Source organism: Mycobacterium sp. UNC410CL29Cvi84 (assembly GCF_000686745.1).
GTDB classification, from domain to species: Bacteria; Actinomycetota; Actinomycetes; order Mycobacteriales; family Mycobacteriaceae; genus Mycobacterium; species Mycobacterium mucogenicum_B.
In genome coordinates, this window is sequence record NZ_JMLM01000007.1 from 185,286 (window position 1) to 202,020 (window position 16,735).

The window sequence follows — 16,735 nt, forward strand, 5'->3', positions numbered from 1 at the left end:
TCGGAGTGACCCCCACTTTCGTACCGGGTGGCCGGTCAGCGCGGCGGGAAGCGCAGGGCGCCGTCGAGACGGATGACTTCGCCGTTGAGGTAGTCGTTTTCGATGATGCTCTGGGCCAGTTGCGCGTACTCCGTCGAGCGGCCCATGCGCTTGGGGAACGGGATCTGCGGGGCCCAGTACTTCTCCAGTTGGTCGGCCGCCTGACCGTAGGCCGGGGTGTTGATGGTGCCCGGTGCGATGCTGACGACCCGGATGCCCAGCGGTGACAGGTCGCGGGCGGCGACCAGCGTCATCCCGAGTACGCCGCCCTTGGCCGCGGAGTAGGGGAGCTGGCCGATCTGGCCTTCCATGCCGGCGATCGACGCGGTGTTGATGATGACGCCGCGGGCGCCTTCCTCGAGCGGGTCGGTCTTGGCGATGGCGGCTGCCGCGAGGCGCATCACGTTGAACACAGCCGTCAGATAGAACTTGATGGTTGTCTCGAAGCCGTCGAGTCCCAGCGGCGAGCCATCCTTGCCGATCAGCCGTCCGCCGGCGGCCGGACCGCCGTGCGTGTCCACCGAAATCCGCAGCGGTCCAAGCGATTCGGCCTCGGCGATGGCGGCTTGCACAGATTCCTCGGAGGTGGCATCGGTGTGGACGTAGCGAATACCCAGCTCGTCCTGCAGGGCTTTGCCCTTGTCGTCGGCGACATCGGCGACCACGACTTTCGCGCCCGCGGTGACGAGGCGCCGCACTGTTGCTTCGCCGAGCCCGCCGGTACCGCCGACGACGATGGCCGAGCTGCCACTGATCTCCATACCGCCTACCCTTCGTGCAAGGAATGCTCTCTTCATTGGAGAATAACATTCTCAATCAAGGGGGTGGGTCGGATAGAGTGCGGATGATGACGATCGACGAGCTCATCGCGGCGGCCCGCAGTGGTTCTCTCCGCGCGACCGGTCGACTGCTGAGCCTTGTCGAGAGTCCGCGCCGGACTGAGGTTCTCGACGCCCTCGGCGGCTCGCGGCCGCCCAGGGTGCTGGGGGTGACGGGGCCGCCCGGTGCCGGAAAGTCCACGACGGTCGGCGTGCTCGTCGGGGCATACCGTGCGCGCGGGATGCGGGTGGCGGTGCTGGCCGTCGACCCGTCGTCGCCGTACAGCGGCGGCGCGCTGCTCGGCGACCGGATCCGGATGGCCGCGCACATCAACGATCCCGACGTGCTGATCCGGTCGGTGGCCACCCGCGGCCACCTCGGTGGCCTGGCCGCCGCGGTGCCGGCCGCCATCAGAGTGTTGGCGGCGCTGGCGTATGACCTGATCGTGCTCGAAACGGTCGGCGTCGGGCAGTCGGAGGTCGAGGTCGCCGCGATCGCCGACCCGACGATCGTGATCCTCAACCCCGGCGCCGGTGACGCGGTGCAGGCCGCGAAGGCCGGTCTGCTCGAAGTCGCCGACATCGTCGTCGTGAACAAGGCCGACCGGGACGGCGCCGACCAGACGGTCCGTGATCTACGTGGCGAGACTGCCGTGCCGATTCTCAAACTCGTTGCTGCGCAAGGTGAAGGACTGCCCGAGTTGATCGACGCGATCGACGCGCATCACCGGGCCGACGATGCGGCCCACCGCGCCGCGCGCGCCCGTGCGCAGATCCTGTCGCTGGCGCTCACCCGGCTGCGGGCCCATCCCGACCTCGATCGGCTCGCCGAAGCGGTCGCGAGCGGTGACGACGACCCCTACTCGGCCGCCGAGCGATTGTTCGCCCGCGAACCCTAGAGGCCGAGCATTCGCCGCGTCATCTCCAGGAGTTGCGTACGCAGGGTGTCGTCGTCGATATCGGCGACCAAGGGGTGCATCACCGCCACGCTGATCGCGCTCGACAACATCGCCGCGTGCAGCCTGGCCGCGACACCGTCCTCGGTGCCCAGCAGTGCGCCGTACAACCGCTCGACGAACCGCTGAAACGGCTCGTGTTCGGCCTGTAGTCGGATGATGACGGGATCGAACTGCAGCACGTTCACCGCGCCGCGACGATCGATGGCGAGGTCGATCACCCTGCCCAGCAATACTTCCCGGGCTGCGGCCGCGTGGCCGGTGGCCTCGGCGGCGTCGAGCGCATCCTCCAGCTTGCCGAGTTCGCGTTCGGTGATCGCGACGACGATCTCTTCTTTGGTCTTGAACTGCTTGTAGACGGCCGCCTTCGTCACGCCCATCGCGTCGGCGATCATCTGCAGCGATGTGCCACTGACGCCGTGCGCCGCAATCAGGGTCAGCGCGGCATCGAGCACCCGGGTCTGCGCGGCGCTGCGCGTGATCTCGCTGAATCTCCCCACGCGCCAAAGCCTAGCTGAGCATTGACCGCTAGGTTGCCGATCGGCTACCGTGCGGAAGTAGCCGATCGGCAACCGAATCGGCGGACGGAGGGAGTCCCCTGTGGACTTGCGACCCCAATGGATAAGCCTGTGGCTGGTACCGGTTTTCGGCGCGATCATGGCACTGGCGTTCGTGGCCTTTCCGGGTTTCTGGCCGCCGATGCCACCCAGCATGACCGCGGTACAGGTCGCGGACTTCTACACACAGCACACCGCGTCGATCCGGTTCTCGATGGTGACGTTCAACCTGTGCGCCATCATGCTGATCCCGTTCTTCATGACGATCGCCGTGCAGATGAAGCGAATGTCGTTGTCGAGTCACGTCTTGGCATACAGCTACCTGGGTGCGGCCGCCACCGGCGCAACGCTGTTCGCCATCGCCGACATCTTCTGGCTCATCGCGGCCTACCGACCGGGTCGGGATCCTCAGCTGGTCCTGCTGCTCAACGACATGGCCTGGCTCGTGTTCACCGCACCGGTCGGGGCCGTCGTCGTCATGAATCTCTGTCTGGCGCTGGCGGTTCATCTGGACCGCCGGCCGGCGCCGATCTTCCCGCGGTGGGTCGCCGGTTTCAGCGTGGTCACCGCGGCGGCGATGACGCCCGCGGTGTGTGCGGTGGTCTTCACCGACGGGCCGCTGGCCTGGAATGGCATCGTGTCGTTCTGGCTGCGACTAGCCGCCTTCTGCCTGTATCTCGCCGTCATGTTCGTGGTGGTGCGGACGGCGATCAGTGCCCAGGCGAGGGAGTCATGACGGTCGGCCTCGCAGACGCCCCGGCCTGGACGCACAAGCCGAAGGTCGACCAGTGGATCGCGTGGTGGACGATTCCGGTGTTCTACAACATCTTCGGGCTCATCTTCGTGGTGCTGACGCGGGTGATGCCACCGCCGCGGCCCGACATCACGCCGGCGCAGATCGTGCAGTTCTTCGTCGACCACTCGCTGACCATCCGGATCGGCTTCGCACTGCTGATGTTCTTCATCGGCTTCGCCAGCATTGCGAACGGGCTCATCGCGCAACAGATCAAACGGATGTCGGTCAGCCCCGTCTTCGCCTACGCCTACATCGGCGCCCTGGTGGTCGGCGGACTGCCCGGCTGCCTCCTCCCGGCATTCGCATTCGTGGCGGCTGCGTTGCGGCCCGACCGGGATCCACAGATCATGGTGATGCTGTACGACTGGTGCCTGCTGTCGTTCGTCGGCTCACTGGGGTGCTTCTGCACCCAGAATATGGTGCTGGCGCTGGCGATATTCCTCGACCGCAACGCCATTCTGCCGAAATGGCTTGCCTACATGTCGATCTGGATGATCGTGACGGAACTGCTCGCCGGCCCGGTGTTCGTCTTCCGGTCCGGGCCGTTGGCGTGGAACGGGTCCATCAGCTTCTATCTCGGCACGGTGATCTTCGTGGTGTGGGAGTTCTGCATGATCCGGCTGCTGTATGTGGCGATCAAGAATCAGTCGCCCAGCGAGCAGGTCCAGGACTGAACGATGACGGAAACTTCCACGCCTGCGGCCGATTCGATGACGAGGCCCAAACCGCAGCTGCCCGCTGACAAGGACCTCTGGGTGTTCGTCCTGGGCGACTTCGTGATCTTCGGCAGCTACTTCGTCATCTTCATGATCTCCCGCCACCAGGAACGGGACCTGTTCATCGAGTCGCAGCGGCACCTGAGCCTGAACATCGGTGTGGTCAACACCTTGGTGCTGCTGGCCAGTTCGTGGTTCGTGGCCCGTGCGGTGCAGCTGACTCGCGGTGGCGAATTCGACCGCGCGCGCAAGCTGACCATCGGCGGCGGGCTGTGCGGCGTGCTGTTCATGGTCGTCAAGGCTTATGAGTGGGCCGCCAAAATCGCTCAGGGCCATACCTTTCCGAGCAACAACTTCTTCATGTACTACTACATGCTCACCGGCGTGCACCTGTTCCACGTCGCCATCGGCCTGGTATTTCTCGGCGTCGCCTATGCCGAGCTGCGCAACGGCAAGCGGGTTGCACATGTCGAGACGGGAGCGACCTACTGGCACATGGTCGACCTGCTCTGGGTCGTCATCTTCGCGCTGCTCTATGTGATGAGGTGACATGACTGCTGCCGCACGTACCACCGCCGTCTGGGCCGGACTGTCGGCGATCACCGTGGTGTCGTGGTTCCTGGCGCCCGCCCACCACACCGGGCCGGTGACCGCGAGCGTGGGTATCACCGTCGCGGTACTCGCGCTCGCGCTGATCAAATCCCGCCTGATCATCCGGGAGTTCATGGAGGTGCGAACCGCGCCACGATGGTTGCAGTTGGCCACAGACGGCTGGCTTGTGGTGCTGTTCGGTGCGATCGTGGTGATCTATGTCTGGTGATCGCATGACCGACCCCGGGGCATGGGCCGACGTCGAGGCCATCAAGCAACTCAAAGCCCGGTACTGCCGGCTGCTCGACACCAAGGACTGGGTGGCCTGGCGAGACCTCTTCACTGACGACTTCGTCAGTGACACCAGCCGGGCGGGCGGCGAGATCATCAGCGGTGCAGATGAATTCGTGGCATTCCTGCGCCGGACGTTGGGTAAGCCATCGCAACCGACCGTCCACCAAGTGCACGCACCGGAGATAACACTGACGTCGCCGTCCACCGCTATGGGGGTGTGGGCGCTGAACGATGTCGTGCGGCTTGCCCCAGGGGTGAACCTGCGGGGCTACGGCCACTACCACGAAACCTACGAGAAGGCCGGCGGGCAGTGGCGGATCAAGACGTCCACCCTCACCCGGCTGCGCGAAGACGTGTTCAATGCTGTTTTCTCGGTGCGGATTCCGCCCCGCGTGCGTGACGCCGCGGCCCGGCGATTGCGCGGGCGCTAGCCGTCGGCCATCGGTTCGCCCCATTTCTCCCGGATGGCTCCCCACGGGTCGGTGCATCGGCCGGGCCGGCCGCGAAACGCGTCGTTGCGCTTCATGAACGCGCGGGCCAGTGGTGCCGCCAACCGCATCGGATAGCGCGCCACGCCCACTCCCCGGCGGTAGTCGGCAATCATTTGATCCCACGAAATAGGCTGGAAATCAAGGGCTTTCTGCGCCCGCGATCATCTGTCGGGTGCTGTCGGTGTCGGTCAGGTCGGACCAGTAGACCGTGACGTTGTCCGGGAATCGCCGTGCTGCTTTGCGATTCGCCTTCGAATCCCGACTGGTCGCCACCACCGGGCGGCCCGACGCCGCCATCCGCAGGACGGTCTGTTGCCCCACCACGCCGAAGGCGCCGGTGATCAGTACGGCGTCGGACGTCATTGTCCGGAACCCGGGTGCGCGCCCGTTACTTCAGGCAGCTACCGGCGTCGATCGGGAGAGTGACACCGGTGATGTAGCGCGCATCATCGGAGGTCAGGAAAAGCGCGGCATTCGCGATGTCTTCGGCGTAGACCCACGGAATCGGCAGGGTGTGGAACATCTGACAGATGGGCGCCATGTCATCAGCGCCCGGGTTTTCCAGATCAGGCCGGAACATCTTGAACGTGCCCTCGTTGTGCAGCATGTCGGTGGCGACATGGGTGGGATGCACAGAGTTGACGCGGATGTTGTGGGATCCCAGTTCGACCGCGAATCCTCGCATCAGGCCGACCACACCGTGTTTGGCAGCGACATAGTTGCCGCACATCGGGTAGGCCTTCAATCCGCCCACCGAACTCGTGAGCACGATGGACCCACCGCGCCCGCCGGAGATGATATGGGGGACAGCGGCTTTCACTGTCTTCCAAACGCCGGACAGGTTGGTGTCGATCATCTCGTCCCAGTCCAGCATGCTGGTCTCGTGCAGCAGGTTTCCGCCGTTGCCGATGCCGGCGTTGGCGATGATGGTGTCGAGGCGGCCGAGTTCCTCGACGCCGGCGTCCACGGCGGATTTCAGTGCGTCGAAGTCGCGTACGTCGACCTGTGCGGTGAAAATCCGGCGACCCAGGTCCTTGACCAGACTCGCGGTTTCGGCGAGATCCTCTGGGGTTGAAGCCGGGATGGCTGACTCTTCACCAGGCCGGATCGGTCCACAGATGTCGACCGCGATGATGTCAGCGCCTTCGGTGGCCTGCAATACCGCGTGGGCCCGGCCCTGCCCGCGGGCCGCCCCGGTGATGAACGCGACCTTGCCTTCGACTCTTCCGGTCATGTGATGCCTCAATTCCTCACTAGCAGTGGATGTTCAGGGATCTCGGGTCCGGCGCTAGAGCCGGAGGAGGGCTTCTTGCGCATAGGAGGCGACCAGTGCGCCCTCGGCGGTGAGAATGTCGCCGCGGCCGAAGCACCGGCCGTGCGCTGCCAGCGGGCTGTGCTGGCGCAGCAGCAGCCAGTCGTCAGTCCGGAACGGCCGGTGGAACCACAGCGTGTGTGAGGTCACCGCCGAGGTGAATGCGGTGCCGTTGCCGCGCTGGCTCAGTCCGTCCAGCGGACGGATCGCGGTGCCGATCAACGTCAGGTCGGTGGCGTACGCGGCGAGTGCCGGGGCAAGCTCCGAGTCAACGGCTGGGGTACGCATCCAGAGCGCGTACTCGGCCGGCCCGACCGCGGTCGTGTCGAGGCTGTCGGCAGAGCGGGTCTCCCACGGGATCAAATCAATCCGAGCCTCGTGCTCGGGGCCGAGAACCGTTGGCACGGTGTCGATGAACTGCTGATCGTGGCCGTCTTCGACGGCGTGCATCGAGATCGACGCTGTCGCGATCGCGCCCTTGCTCTGCGTGGCCGCGATCGACAGCGTCGCGAACGAGCGGCCCTCGTGGTGGCGCGTCACCTCGTAGGTGATCGGCTCGTCGGCGCGGCCTTCGCGGGGGAACACCGCGTGGATCGATTTGATCGCCTTGTCGGGTGTGGACAGGCAGGCCGCGCGGACGAACTGCCCGAGGATCTGTCCGCCGAAAACCCGGTGGTACTCCAGCGTCTGGTTACGCCCCTCGAACAGGCCGTCGTCGTCAGACGACCGCGGAGCCAGATTCAGGCAATCGAGAAGATCGGTCCACAGGTCGGGCACCTACGCAGTGTAAGTCAAATTCTTGAAAGCGAGAACCCTATTCTCACTTTTGTGCGGCAAAACCGTTCGCAAGGAAGTCCCAGACCTCGTCGGTGGTGATGGGATGGGCGGTCGCTTCGTCGGCTCCGCCACTGGACTGCGCGATGAACATGACCGTCTGCATGGTCATCGCGGCCATGCGTCGCGGATTGACCGTCGAGCGCAATTCGCCTGCGGCGCTGGCGCTTTCCATCAGTTCGGTGAGGAGCGCCAACAGTGGTGCGTGGGCGATCTTCACCTCGGCCGGGTGGGTGACGAGGAGGCGGGGAGCGAAGTCGGTGAACAATGGTCGCTTGGCCGCGGGGTCGGGCCGGCACAGTTCGTAGAGCAGTTCGATGGCGATCTTCAGACGCTGCAGCGGATCTGTCTCGCCTTCGGTGGCAGCCCGGATCTGGTCGGCCGACCGGCTCAGGGCGTCTTCGAACAGCGCCAGCAGCAGTTCATGCTTGCCGTCGAATTGCAGGTAGAAGCTCCGCAGGGACTGGCGCGAGCGGTCGACGACCTCCTGGACAGTGAAGTCCGTGCTGCCCTTTTCGATGATGATCGACTGGGCCGCGTCCAGGAATCGTTGGACGCGTTGGGCGGCGCGCAGTTTCGCGGTCTTGATGGAGCGCTCGACCGCGCGTTGTTTCCAGGCCGGATCTTCTGTCGGGCTGGTCATCATGCACCCATGTCATCAGCGGAGAACATGCATGAACTGTACCTGAGAAGGGCCTGGTAGTTGTTCGCCACGGGCCTTCTCATACTCCGTGTCAGAGATTGTAACTGTCCCATGACGAGAATGGTATTCTCCTGCGGGGATTGCCGGAAGGGTTTGTCGAGATGCAGCTGACGTTCGACGCGGGAGTCGAGGCATTTCGGGCGGAGTTCGTCGACTTCCTCGACACGCATCTGCCCCCGGAAGCCGAGTCGATCGAGCGGCCGCGGTCGACCGCGCACATCCCGGACTGGGCGCGTCGCTGGCAGTGCCTGTTGTTCGACAACGGCTGGCTGCTGCCGGGGAATCCGCCGGAGTTCGGTGGGCGCAACGCCACACTGCTGCAGCAGTACGTACATCAGGAGGAGATGTCCAGGCGCCGGATACACCACAGCTTCAACCCGCAGGGTGTCGGCATCATCGCGGCGTCGCTGTTGACGTTCGGTACACCGGATCAGCAGCACCGTTGGGCCGTGCCGATTCTGCGCGCCGAGAAGACGGCAGCGCTGGGCATGAGCGAGCCCGGTGCAGGATCCGATCTCGCGTCCCTGTCCACGCGTGCGGTCCGCGACGGGGACCATTTCGTGCTCAACGGGCAGAAGGTCTGGACCTCCGGCGCTCACGACGCCGACGTCATCCTGGCCTTCGTCCGCACCGACCCCGACGCACCCAAGCACAAGGGCATCAGCGTGCTGCTGGTGCCGACCGACACCCCGGGCGTCGTGCGGCGGCCCTTCGCCTCGGCATGTGACGTCGACGATCTGGACTTCAACGAAGTGTTCTTCACCGACGCGCGGGTTCCTGTCGAGAACCTTCTCGGGCCGCTGAACGAGGGCTGGCGGGTCGCCAACGGCTCTCTGGGCCACGAGCGCACGATGTTGTGGATGTCGTTCGCCGACCGCCTGACGGACCTCGTCGCGGATCTCGAACCGACGACCGAGCGCGACCGGTCCCGGTTGGCGACATTGGTCATGGACAACCAGTCGTTGCGGCTGCTCGGTTCTGCCGCGCTGGCGCGCGCCGCACGGGGTGAGGAGGACGTGGCGAGGATGTCAGTGCTGAAACTCCTTGGCTCCGAGGCGGTGCAGACTGCGTCCGAGCTCGCGATGGACATCGCCGGCGCCGACGCGCTCAGCCATCCCGCCATGTCGTCGCCCTATGTGCCACTGAATCTCGACCCGCATGCTGGCAGCTGGTTCGACCGCTACGTCCGCAGCTTCGCCGGCACCATCGCCGGCGGCACCTCGGAAATCCAGCGCAACATCATCGCCCAGCGGGTGCTCGGCCTGCCGAGGTGACCGCCGGGCGACGTTGATCCTGCGGCGCTTGCGATTGAGCGTGCGTCTACGCAGACGACTACTCGAACAAATTCAGCGTCAGTGCACGATCAACGCGCACAAGGCAATTGCTAGTCAGATGCCCAGCATGGGCCACCCGAGGTGATCGCTACAGCTGCGCCAGCCGCGGCGCCGAACCCCGGGCCCGCAGGCCGCCGCCGGCCTTCTTGGTGAGTTCCCGTGAGCTGCCGAGTAATCCGTCCAGAACCAGCACCCGTTTCATGTGGTGGTGAAAATCGTGTTCCGCGGTGAAACCGATGCTGGCAAGAACCTGCTGACAGTTCTTGGCCGCGGTCAGCGCTGCCTTGCCCGCGGCGGCCTTCGCGAGTAGCGCGACGAGGTCGGGACTGTCGGAAATCGGCAGGGCCAGAGTCGCTTCGGCGCCCTCGATGGCGACGAGGGTCTCGGCGAGCCGGTGCCGGACGGCCTGGAAGCCCGCGAGGGGCCGACCGAACTGCACCCGGTCCAATGCATGCTGACGGGCCAGCGACAGCATGGCCCGGGCTGAACCGACGAGCCACCAACCCACGGCGATGCGGGCTTCGGCGACCCGAATGGGATAGCCCTCGTCCTCGCGTCGCAGGGGCAGTCCGCCCAGCGTCGAATCGACGCTCTTGGCGCTTCGGTCCCACACCACCCACGTGTTGCCGGTGTACGGCAGCGGCAATTCCACCGTGTCACCGATGGTGTTGCCGGTGGCGTGCAGCACCACATCCATGAGAACCGATGCGTGCGAGCCGGTCTCGCCGAGGAGGCGAAACATCAGCGGTACCGCTACGTCGGCCATGTCGGAGAGCATCTCGGCCCAACCGAGCTCGGTGAGTGCCGAGTCCAACTCCGGACCCGAGCAGGTCAACATCGTCTTGCGCAGCGTTTCTTCCAGCAGCGCGAGCGAGTCGGCGTCAAGGTGGGTGGACATGTCACTCCCTCCCGAGATCGAGCAGTCGGCGGGCGATGATGTTGCGCTGCACTTCGGCGGTGCCGCCGTAGATCGTGGCCGCGCGCGAGTACAGATATTCGGTGCGCCAGGGGGTTTCATCGAGTTCGATGACGCCGGGTAGCAGATCACGCGCCGCGTCGTAGAGCCGTTGTTCGGCACTGGCCAGCAACACTTTGTCGATCGAGGTGTCCGGCCCCAACTTGTGGCCCTCGGCCAGTCGGAGCTGGGTAGCGCGGGAGCGACAGCGCAGTGTATGTAGAGCCAGAAAGACCTCGCCCAGATCCGCATCCACGGGCTGTCCCTCGTTGCGGACCTCGTGGATCAACGCGTCGAATCGCGAGTACAGGTAAGCGATGCGCTGCCAGAAGCAGGTCGAGCGTTCGTAGGGGAGCAGGTCCATCGCGAGCTGCCAACCGTCACCGGGCTTGCCCAGCATCCGGCTCGCATCGACCTCGACGTCGTCGAAGTACACCTCGCAGAACTCGTCGATGTCGTGCATGGTGCGCAGCGGCCGCACCGTGATGCCGGGGGAGTCCATGTCGATGAAGAACGCGGTGATGGCTTGGTGATTCGGAGTGTCGGCGTCGCCGGTGCGGGTCAGCAGGATGCAGCGGTGCGAATACTGCGCGAAGCTCGTCCACACCTTCTGCCCGTTGATGATCCATTTGTCGCCGTGCTGGACGGCGCGGGTGGTCAACGACGCCAGGTCGCTCCCCGAGCCGGGCTCGGAAAACCCTTGGCACCATTGTTCTTCGCCGCTGAGCAGTTTGGGCACCATCTCGGCGGCCAACTCGGGTGACGCGTAGTCGATCATCGTCGGCGCCAGTACTTCGAGCATCGAGTACGGCCCGGGCTCGGCCAGCCGCCGGCCGACGACCTCCTCGCCGACGACGGCCCGCAGCATCGCCGGACCACCGAGCCCACCGGCGTGCTCGGGCCAGCCGTAGCGGCTCCAGCCGGCGTCATACAGCGCCTTCTGCACACGCGCGAACTGGCGTAGGTGCCCCTCGAGCGAGTGGTCGGGTCCTGGGGTCAGATCGTTTTCGTCGAGCCAGGCCGTGAGGCGAGCGCGGAATTCGGAGACGTCGGCGATCACGGGCGGGGGCGACCCACTGCGTGCGGCTTGCCGGAGTCGTGGTCGCCACTGCGCCGGATGAAAGTCATTGCCCTGGTGCGCAATCGCCAGCCGTCGTCGGTACGGACGTAGGTGTCGCGGTAGTAGCCGATCCGCATGTCGTGGCTGGAATGCTCGACGAAGCACAGTGGCTGGGTTCCGGTCGCGCTGTCGCCATCGAGGTCGACGAGTGCGGTGCCCGTCATGAACAGGCCCTTGGGCGCCGCGTCCACCAGTTCGGGAAACCGGTCCAGCGGGTAGGTGTCGCCGAACGCACTGTAGGTGCCGTCGGGCGTGAACACCGACACGAGACCGTCGATGTCGCCCTGGGTGATGGTGACTGCGTACTTGGCGAGGAGCTGCTGTATCGCGACGATTTCGTCAGTTGTTGACATAGACCTTTCCCCCTTTCATCACGAAGCTGACGTGTTGCGTAACGCTGATGTCGGCCAACGGATCCGAGGGCACGGCGATGATGTCGGCCAGCAGTCCTTCGGCGATGCGCCCGCGGTCGGTGACGTTGAGCAGCTCGGCCGCCGTGGTGGTGGCACCCCGCAACACCGCGAGCGGCGGCAGGCCCAACTCGACCAGGGTGACGAGTTCGTCGGCGTTCTTGCCGTGCGGGATGGCCGGTGCATCGGTGCCGACCGCTACCTTCACCCCGGCTTCGTACGCGGCCAGGATCGACTTGCGGGCGATGGGGAACATCTCGGCCGCCTTGGCCTGCAGTTCCGGCGGAGCGTGCGAGACGTCCATCGCGTCGGCCAGGCGCCGGGTGCTGACCAGGAAGGTGCCGTGCTCGACCATCGAGGCGATGGCCTCGTCGTCGATCAGGAAGCCGTGCTCGATGCAGTCGATGCCGGCGTCGACTGCGTGCATCACCGCTTCGGCGCCGTGCGTGTGCGCGGCGACGCGCAGCCCTCGCCGGTGTGCCTCGTCGACGATCGCCCGCAACTCTTCGTCCGAATAGTGCTGTGCCCCAGGCGGACCGGTCATCGACATGACGCCGCCCGAACAGCAGACCTTGATCAACTGGGCCCCGTGCTTGATCTGATAGCGGACCGCCTTACGGATCTCGTCGACGCCGTTGGCGATGCCCTCCTCGATGGTCAGTTCCAGTGTGTTGGGAGCGAACGCCGCGAACATCGTCGGGTCCAGGTGGCCGCCGGTCGGGGTGATGGCGTGGCCGGCCGGCACGATGCGTGGCCCGTCGATCCAGCCGGCGTCGATCGCTTTGCCGAGCGCGACGTCGAGCAGGTAGCCGCCGGTCTTGACGAACAGGCCGAGATTGCGCACCGTGGTGAATCCCGCGCGTAAGGTCCGGCGGGCATTGCCGACAGCGCGTAGCACGCGCGTCGGCGGATCGTCCTGAACCTGGGACAGGCCGGGGTTTTCGCCCCGGCCGCCCATCAGGAGGTTGACCTCCATGTCCATCAAACCGGGCAGCAGGATCGCATCGCCGAGATCGATCACCTCGCCGTCGACCGGACCACCCACTCCCACGATCCGGTCACCGTCGACGCGGACGATGCCGGGGCGCACGATCTCCCCGGCGTCGACGTCAAGCAGCCCAGCGGCTTTCAGCGTGAGCACCGTCTAGACCACCGGCTCTCGCACCAGTTCGACCCATGCGGCCCCGCTGTCGAGGACACGCGGTTGCTTCCACACCTCGACCGGGAATGACACCATGACGACCGATTGCATCAGATGCATCAACCGCTTGGCGTCATCCGGCATGTCGTGCAAGGGGAATCGGGCATCGAGGTAGACCATGACCTCTTCGAGCCGCGCCATGCCGACGTCGTAGAGGTCCTGCATCTCGGCCATGCTGGACGCCAGCCGCTTGGCGTAGCGCTCGGGTTCGGTCGCGAGAATCCAGTCGGAGAATCGCTCGAGATCGGCAAATTCGGCTGGAAGCAAAGGGGTCTCAGACATGCGCAACTCTCCCGTTGGTCTTCACCGACTGCTCGGACTTGTATTCGTCGACATACTTGTGCGCCGTGTGATGCAGGTGGCGCAGCAGAATCTCCTGATCGCACAACGGGAATTCGGTGACCGCCCGCGTGCCGATCTGCGTCTGGGTGGCCTCCAGGGTATTGGCGTCCTGCAGGGCGTACTCCTTGAACGTCACCGCGGCCAGTTCCTGCGACAGTCGTTGCCGCGTGTTCTTCGGCGGGACGAAGTAGAGGTTCGCCTCGAAGATGTGGCTGTCCACGCCCGTCGGCCAGTAGTTGTAGGTGAGGTACCAACCCGGAACCCACAGCAGCAGAGTGAAATTGGGGAAGAACTCGAAAGAGTCCTGGCCCCAGGTCTTCTGCCGGGCGGGGTTGACGGCCGGTGGCAGTTCATCGGGCAGAATGCCCTTGATGTCGGGCCGGTCCCACGGACCGAACAGGCCGCTGTGCAGAATCCGTTCGATCGGCTTGACCATATTGAGGTCCTTGGGCGGGCTCATGCCGCCCCAGGACGAAATCATCGAATGGTCGCCCTTGATGTCGTAGTGCAGTGCCTCGAAGCCGACCTTGGCGAGCTTGTCGGCCTCTTCCTTGGTCGCCTGCTTCATGTGCAGGATCGGTGCGTGGTAGAACTCGACGAACGCGTCGATGAACAGCTTCCAGTTCGCCTTGATGTCGGAGCGGTAGCTGTAGACCTCGGTCATCTCGTGGAAGGGATAGCCCTCCAGGCCTTTTGCGAAATCGCCGAGGTATTCCTTCAGCGGCGCGGCGTCGTCATCGAAGTTGACGAAGATGAACCCCTCCCACACCTCGCAGCGCACGGGCTTGAGCGGATAGTCGGCCTTGTCGACGTCGAAGAACTCCTGTTCCTGCTGGATGAACGTCAGGTCGCCGTTGAGCGCGTAACGCCAGGCGTGGTACTTGCAGGTGAACTGGCGGCACGAGCCCGAGACCTCTTCGCCGGGATAGTCGTTCCACACCAGCTTGTTTCCGCGGTGCCGGCACATGTTGTAGAACGCGCGGACGGTCTCGTCTTTGTCTTTGACGATGATGATCGAGGTGCCGGCGCCGACCGAGGGCATCTCCCGGGTGAAGTAACTACCTACCTTGGGCAGCCGCTCGACGCGGCCGACGTGCAGCCAGGTCTTGCGGAAGATGGCCTGCTGCTCCAGCCTCCACTGCTCCGGGTCGATGGAGTCGGTGTAGTCGACCGGTGCTGTGCCCAGTTCGGGCCAGTTCTCGGTCCAGCTGCCTGCAGCGGGTTTGGGGAAGTGGGCCATATGTTTACGTCTCCTTGTCCAGCTCTACGCCAAATGTGTTGAAAGCCATAGCCAGTGCCGCATATGACCCGATGGTGAACATCAAATCCATGAGCTGACGCTCTTCGAGCCGCTCGCTCAGCGCTGACCAAGTGGCATCGGAAAGGTTGTATTTCTCGAGCAGTTCGTCGGCCGCGATCAGCACCGCTCGCTCGAAGTCGTCGCCGGCCTCGCCGCGGGTGACCGCGTCGATCTCGTCGTCGGTCAGCCCGACCTGCCGGCCGAGATTGACGTGCTGGGCCCATTCGTACTCACTGCCGGTCTGGTGCGCGACGCGCAGAATGGCGAGTTCGCGGACCCGGTCCGGCAGTGTCGAGGAGTACAGCAGATAGAAGCTGTACCGGAGGTAGGGCCTGGCGAGCTTCGGGTGCCGGGCGAGCGTGCCGATCAGATTGCTCACCTTTTCAGGATCGCGCTGCTCGTCCGATACCAGGCCTGCCAACGCTTTGTCGACCTCGTCGTCCCAGCGGTCTGCGGGAAGCGGGGGGAGGCGCATCAGGCCAGGTCCTCTCGTCGATGAGAATGGGATTCTCATTTCTGACTAATACATTTGCATGTTTCGTCGCCGTGGTCAACGCCGGGCCGAATTTTGGCTGGCGTGTTGCCTGGTCGGCGGGTATTTGCGGCCGTAGACGTTGATTCTCGTGTAGCGAGAAGCTAGTTTTCATTTGTAGAGAACTAAGCGGGAGGAAGGCTGGTAATGAAGAAGGAAGACATGATCCTGATCAGCGTGGACGACCACTTGGTCGAGCCGCCGGGCATGTTCAAGAACCACCTGCCTGCGAAGTACCTCGATGAGGCGCCCCACCTGGTGCACAACGCCGATGGCAGCGACATGTGGAAGTTCCGCGACGTCGTCATTCCGAACGTCGCGCTCAACGCGGTCGCCGGCCGGCCCAAAGAGGAGTACGGACTCGAGCCGCAGGGGCTCGACGAGATCCGGCCGGGCTGCTACAACGTCGACGAACGCGTCAAGGACATGAATGCCGGCGGCATCCTGGGCTCCATCTGCTTCCCGTCGTTTCCCGGGTTCGCCGGCCGGTTGTTCGCGACCGAGGACGAGGATTTCTCGCTGGCGCTGGTTCAGGCCTACAACGACTGGCACATCGATGAGTGGTGTGGCGCCTACCCGGCCCGCTTCATCCCGATGGCCATCCCAGTGATCTGGAGCGCCGAGAAGTGCGCGCAGGAGGTGCGGCGCGTGGCCAAGAAGGGCGTCCACGCGCTGACGTTCACCGAGAATCCGGCTGCCATGGGATATCCCAGCTTCCACGACCCGTACTGGAATCCGCTGTGGGAAGCGCTGTGCGACACCGGAACCGTGATGAACGTCCACATCGGCTCGTCGGGCAAGCTGGTCGTCACCGCGCCGGACGCCCCGATGGACGTCATGATCACCCTGCAGCCCATGAACATCGTGCAGGCCGCCGCGGATCTGCTGTGGTCGCGGCCCATCAAGGAGTACCCGGACCTCAAGATCGCGCTGTCCGAGGGTGGTACCGGGTGGATTCCATACTTCCTCGAGCGCGCGGACCGCACCTACGAGATGCACTCGACGTGGACCAAGCAGGACTTCAAGGGCAAGGTGCCCAGTGACGTGTTCCGTGAGCACTTCCTGACCTGCTTCATCAGTGACCCGGTGGGCGTCGCGCTGCGCAACAACATCGGGATCGACAACATCTGTTGGGAAGCCGACTACCCGCACAGCGACTCGATGTGGCCGGGTGCGCCGGAAGAACTGTGGGATGTGTTGTCCGCCAACAGTGTTCCCGACGACGAGATCAACAAGATCACCCACGAGAACGCGATGCGCTGGTACAACTTCGATCCGTTTCAGCACATTTCACGCGAGCAGGCCACGGTGGGCGCGCTGCGCAAGGCGGCCGAGGGACACGACGTGTCGATCCAGGCACTGAGCCATCACGCCCAGGGCGCTCGGGGTGAAGCGCTGCACGCTGCCGCGGAGGCCAACAGTTGACCCCGTCCG

At 64.8% G+C, this 16,735-nt stretch carries 22 protein-coding genes; 8 read left to right on the plus strand and 14 right to left on the minus strand.

Going from position 1 to position 16,735, the window contains the following annotated elements; translation table 11 throughout:
* Positions 1-35 precede the first annotated feature (35 nt).
* Positions 36-800, minus strand: coding sequence for an SDR family NAD(P)-dependent oxidoreductase (locus tag BR47_RS0111495; RefSeq protein ID WP_020102626.1), 765 nt, complete (start codon positions 798-800; stop codon positions 36-38).
* 86 nt (positions 801-886) lie between these two features.
* Here BR47_RS0111495 and meaB point away from each other — a divergent pair, with 86 nt between their 5' ends.
* Positions 887-1,756: a methylmalonyl Co-A mutase-associated GTPase MeaB gene (meaB, locus tag BR47_RS0111500; protein WP_029119599.1), complete on the plus strand. Its 870-nt coding sequence runs from the start codon at positions 887-889 to the stop codon at positions 1,754-1,756.
* Here meaB and BR47_RS0111505 read toward each other — a convergent pair.
* Positions 1,753-2,313 (minus strand): TetR/AcrR family transcriptional regulator, encoded by a 561-nt coding sequence (locus BR47_RS0111505; protein WP_029119600.1) that lies wholly within the window; start codon positions 2,311-2,313, stop codon positions 1,753-1,755. The genes meaB and BR47_RS0111505 overlap by 4 nt on opposite strands.
* A gap of 157 nt (positions 2,314-2,470) precedes the next feature.
* Here BR47_RS0111505 and BR47_RS0111510 point away from each other — a divergent pair, with 157 nt between their 5' ends.
* From BR47_RS0111510 to BR47_RS0111530, 5 genes are read left to right on the plus strand one after another with little or no spacing between them, the layout of a single operon-like run.
* Entirely contained in the window at positions 2,471-3,106 is a 636-nt protein-coding gene (locus BR47_RS0111510; RefSeq protein WP_231506699.1) for a hypothetical protein, read from the plus strand.
* The gene (locus BR47_RS0111515; RefSeq protein ID WP_029119602.1) at positions 3,103-3,840 is read left to right on the plus strand and encodes a hypothetical protein; all 738 of its coding nucleotides are present in this window, start codon (positions 3,103-3,105) and stop codon (positions 3,838-3,840) included. The genes BR47_RS0111510 and BR47_RS0111515 overlap by 4 nt, the downstream gene beginning before the upstream one ends.
* 3 nt (positions 3,841-3,843) lie before the next feature.
* A complete protein-coding gene (locus BR47_RS0111520) occupies positions 3,844-4,431 on the plus strand; it encodes a cytochrome c oxidase subunit 3 (protein WP_029119603.1) in 588 nt (195 codons plus the stop codon).
* A gap of 1 nt (position 4,432) precedes the next feature.
* Positions 4,433-4,702, plus strand: coding sequence for a cytochrome C oxidase subunit IV family protein (locus BR47_RS0111525; protein ID WP_029119604.1), 270 nt, complete (start codon positions 4,433-4,435; stop codon positions 4,700-4,702).
* A 4-nt stretch (positions 4,703-4,706) separates the two neighbouring features.
* The gene (locus tag BR47_RS0111530; protein WP_029119605.1) at positions 4,707-5,198 is read left to right on the plus strand and encodes a nuclear transport factor 2 family protein; all 492 of its coding nucleotides are present in this window, start codon (positions 4,707-4,709) and stop codon (positions 5,196-5,198) included.
* On the opposite strand, the gene BR47_RS33095 is transcribed toward BR47_RS0111530, so the two are convergent.
* The 5 genes from BR47_RS33095 to BR47_RS0111555 are packed head-to-tail and all read right to left on the minus strand — an operon-like array spanning position 5,195 to position 8,047.
* Positions 5,195-5,341, minus strand: coding sequence for a hypothetical protein (locus BR47_RS33095; protein WP_155987069.1), 147 nt, complete (start codon positions 5,339-5,341; stop codon positions 5,195-5,197). The genes BR47_RS0111530 and BR47_RS33095 overlap by 4 nt on opposite strands.
* Positions 5,342-5,396: 55 nt before the next feature.
* Positions 5,397-5,621 carry an SDR family NAD(P)-dependent oxidoreductase gene (locus BR47_RS0111540; protein WP_029119606.1) on the minus strand — a complete coding sequence of 75 codons (225 nt, stop codon included), beginning with the start codon at positions 5,619-5,621 and terminating at the stop codon, positions 5,397-5,399.
* Between the two features lie 25 nt (positions 5,622-5,646).
* Positions 5,647-6,492, minus strand: a complete 846-nt coding sequence (locus BR47_RS0111545; protein ID WP_029119607.1) for a mycofactocin-coupled SDR family oxidoreductase — start codon at positions 6,490-6,492, stop codon at positions 5,647-5,649.
* Between the two features lie 54 nt (positions 6,493-6,546).
* Positions 6,547-7,347 (minus strand): acyl-CoA thioesterase, encoded by an 801-nt coding sequence (locus BR47_RS0111550; protein WP_029119608.1) that lies wholly within the window; start codon positions 7,345-7,347, stop codon positions 6,547-6,549.
* Between the two features lie 43 nt (positions 7,348-7,390).
* On the minus strand, positions 7,391-8,047 hold the full coding sequence (locus tag BR47_RS0111555) for a TetR/AcrR family transcriptional regulator (protein ID WP_029119609.1): 657 nt from the start codon (positions 8,045-8,047) through the stop codon (positions 7,391-7,393).
* 161 nt (positions 8,048-8,208) lie between these two features.
* On the opposite strand from BR47_RS0111555, the gene BR47_RS0111560 reads away from it, so the two are divergent.
* On the plus strand, positions 8,209-9,381 hold the full coding sequence (locus tag BR47_RS0111560; RefSeq protein WP_029119610.1) for an acyl-CoA dehydrogenase family protein: 1,173 nt from the start codon (positions 8,209-8,211) through the stop codon (positions 9,379-9,381).
* A 148-nt stretch (positions 9,382-9,529) separates the two neighbouring features.
* Here BR47_RS0111560 and BR47_RS0111565 read toward each other — a convergent pair whose 3' ends face one another.
* The 7 genes from BR47_RS0111565 to BR47_RS0111595 are packed head-to-tail and all read right to left on the minus strand — an operon-like array spanning position 9,530 to position 15,244.
* Complete coding sequence (locus BR47_RS0111565) at positions 9,530-10,339, minus strand: acyl-CoA dehydrogenase family protein (protein ID WP_029119611.1); 810 nt, start codon at positions 10,337-10,339, stop codon at positions 9,530-9,532.
* Position 10,340: 1 nt separating this feature from the next.
* Positions 10,341-11,456: an acyl-CoA dehydrogenase family protein gene (locus BR47_RS0111570; protein WP_029119612.1), complete on the minus strand. Its 1,116-nt coding sequence runs from the start codon at positions 11,454-11,456 to the stop codon at positions 10,341-10,343.
* On the minus strand, positions 11,453-11,869 hold the full coding sequence (locus BR47_RS0111575) for a nuclear transport factor 2 family protein (protein ID WP_020102612.1): 417 nt from the start codon (positions 11,867-11,869) through the stop codon (positions 11,453-11,455). Before BR47_RS0111575 ends, BR47_RS0111570 begins: the two co-directional genes overlap by 4 nt.
* Positions 11,856-13,067, minus strand: a complete 1,212-nt coding sequence (locus tag BR47_RS0111580; protein ID WP_029119613.1) for a metal-dependent hydrolase family protein — start codon at positions 13,065-13,067, stop codon at positions 11,856-11,858. Before BR47_RS0111580 ends, BR47_RS0111575 begins: the two co-directional genes overlap by 14 nt.
* Before the next feature lie 3 nt (positions 13,068-13,070).
* Positions 13,071-13,409 carry a hypothetical protein gene (locus BR47_RS0111585; protein ID WP_020102610.1) on the minus strand — a complete coding sequence of 113 codons (339 nt, stop codon included), beginning with the start codon at positions 13,407-13,409 and terminating at the stop codon, positions 13,071-13,073.
* Positions 13,402-14,709: an aromatic ring-hydroxylating oxygenase subunit alpha gene (locus BR47_RS0111590; protein ID WP_029119614.1), complete on the minus strand. Its 1,308-nt coding sequence runs from the start codon at positions 14,707-14,709 to the stop codon at positions 13,402-13,404. The genes BR47_RS0111585 and BR47_RS0111590 overlap by 8 nt, the downstream gene beginning before the upstream one ends.
* Before the next feature lie 4 nt (positions 14,710-14,713).
* Positions 14,714-15,244, minus strand: coding sequence for a carboxymuconolactone decarboxylase family protein (locus BR47_RS0111595; RefSeq protein ID WP_020102608.1), 531 nt, complete (start codon positions 15,242-15,244; stop codon positions 14,714-14,716).
* Between the two features lie 204 nt (positions 15,245-15,448).
* Between BR47_RS0111595 and BR47_RS0111600 the strand changes: the two genes are divergently transcribed.
* Complete coding sequence (locus BR47_RS0111600) at positions 15,449-16,726, plus strand: amidohydrolase family protein (RefSeq protein WP_029119615.1); 1,278 nt, start codon at positions 15,449-15,451, stop codon at positions 16,724-16,726.
* Positions 16,727-16,735 lie beyond the last annotated feature (9 nt).

Excerpts from the sequence above, each read along its gene's own strand:
- BR47_RS0111495 (WP_020102626.1), bottom strand. The coding sequence starts at position 800 with ATGGAGATCAGTGGCAGCTCGGCCATCGTCGTCGGCGGTACCGGCGGG.
- meaB (WP_029119599.1), top strand. The coding sequence starts at position 887 with ATGACGATCGACGAGCTCATCGCGGCGGCCCGCAGTGGTTCTCTCCGC.
- BR47_RS0111510 (WP_231506699.1), top strand. The coding sequence starts at position 2,471 with ATGGCACTGGCGTTCGTGGCCTTTCCGGGTTTCTGGCCGCCGATGCCA.
- BR47_RS0111515 (WP_029119602.1), top strand. The coding sequence starts at position 3,103 with ATGACGGTCGGCCTCGCAGACGCCCCGGCCTGGACGCACAAGCCGAAG.
- BR47_RS0111520 (WP_029119603.1), top strand. The coding sequence starts at position 3,844 with ATGACGGAAACTTCCACGCCTGCGGCCGATTCGATGACGAGGCCCAAA.
- BR47_RS0111525 (WP_029119604.1), top strand. The coding sequence starts at position 4,433 with ATGACTGCTGCCGCACGTACCACCGCCGTCTGGGCCGGACTGTCGGCG.
- BR47_RS0111530 (WP_029119605.1), top strand. The coding sequence starts at position 4,707 with ATGACCGACCCCGGGGCATGGGCCGACGTCGAGGCCATCAAGCAACTC.
- BR47_RS0111540 (WP_029119606.1), bottom strand. The coding sequence starts at position 5,621 with ATGACGTCCGACGCCGTACTGATCACCGGCGCCTTCGGCGTGGTGGGG.
- BR47_RS0111545 (WP_029119607.1), bottom strand. The coding sequence starts at position 6,492 with ATGACCGGAAGAGTCGAAGGCAAGGTCGCGTTCATCACCGGGGCGGCC.
- BR47_RS0111555 (WP_029119609.1), bottom strand. The coding sequence starts at position 8,047 with ATGACCAGCCCGACAGAAGATCCGGCCTGGAAACAACGCGCGGTCGAG.
- BR47_RS0111560 (WP_029119610.1), top strand. The coding sequence starts at position 8,209 with ATGCAGCTGACGTTCGACGCGGGAGTCGAGGCATTTCGGGCGGAGTTC.
- BR47_RS0111565 (WP_029119611.1), bottom strand. The coding sequence starts at position 10,339 with ATGTCCACCCACCTTGACGCCGACTCGCTCGCGCTGCTGGAAGAAACG.
- BR47_RS0111575 (WP_020102612.1), bottom strand. The coding sequence starts at position 11,869 with ATGTCAACAACTGACGAAATCGTCGCGATACAGCAGCTCCTCGCCAAG.
- BR47_RS0111585 (WP_020102610.1), bottom strand. The coding sequence starts at position 13,409 with ATGTCTGAGACCCCTTTGCTTCCAGCCGAATTTGCCGATCTCGAGCGA.
- BR47_RS0111590 (WP_029119614.1), bottom strand. The coding sequence starts at position 14,709 with ATGGCCCACTTCCCCAAACCCGCTGCAGGCAGCTGGACCGAGAACTGG.
- BR47_RS0111595 (WP_020102608.1), bottom strand. The coding sequence starts at position 15,244 with ATGCGCCTCCCCCCGCTTCCCGCAGACCGCTGGGACGACGAGGTCGAC.
- BR47_RS0111600 (WP_029119615.1), top strand. The coding sequence starts at position 15,449 with ATGAAGAAGGAAGACATGATCCTGATCAGCGTGGACGACCACTTGGTC.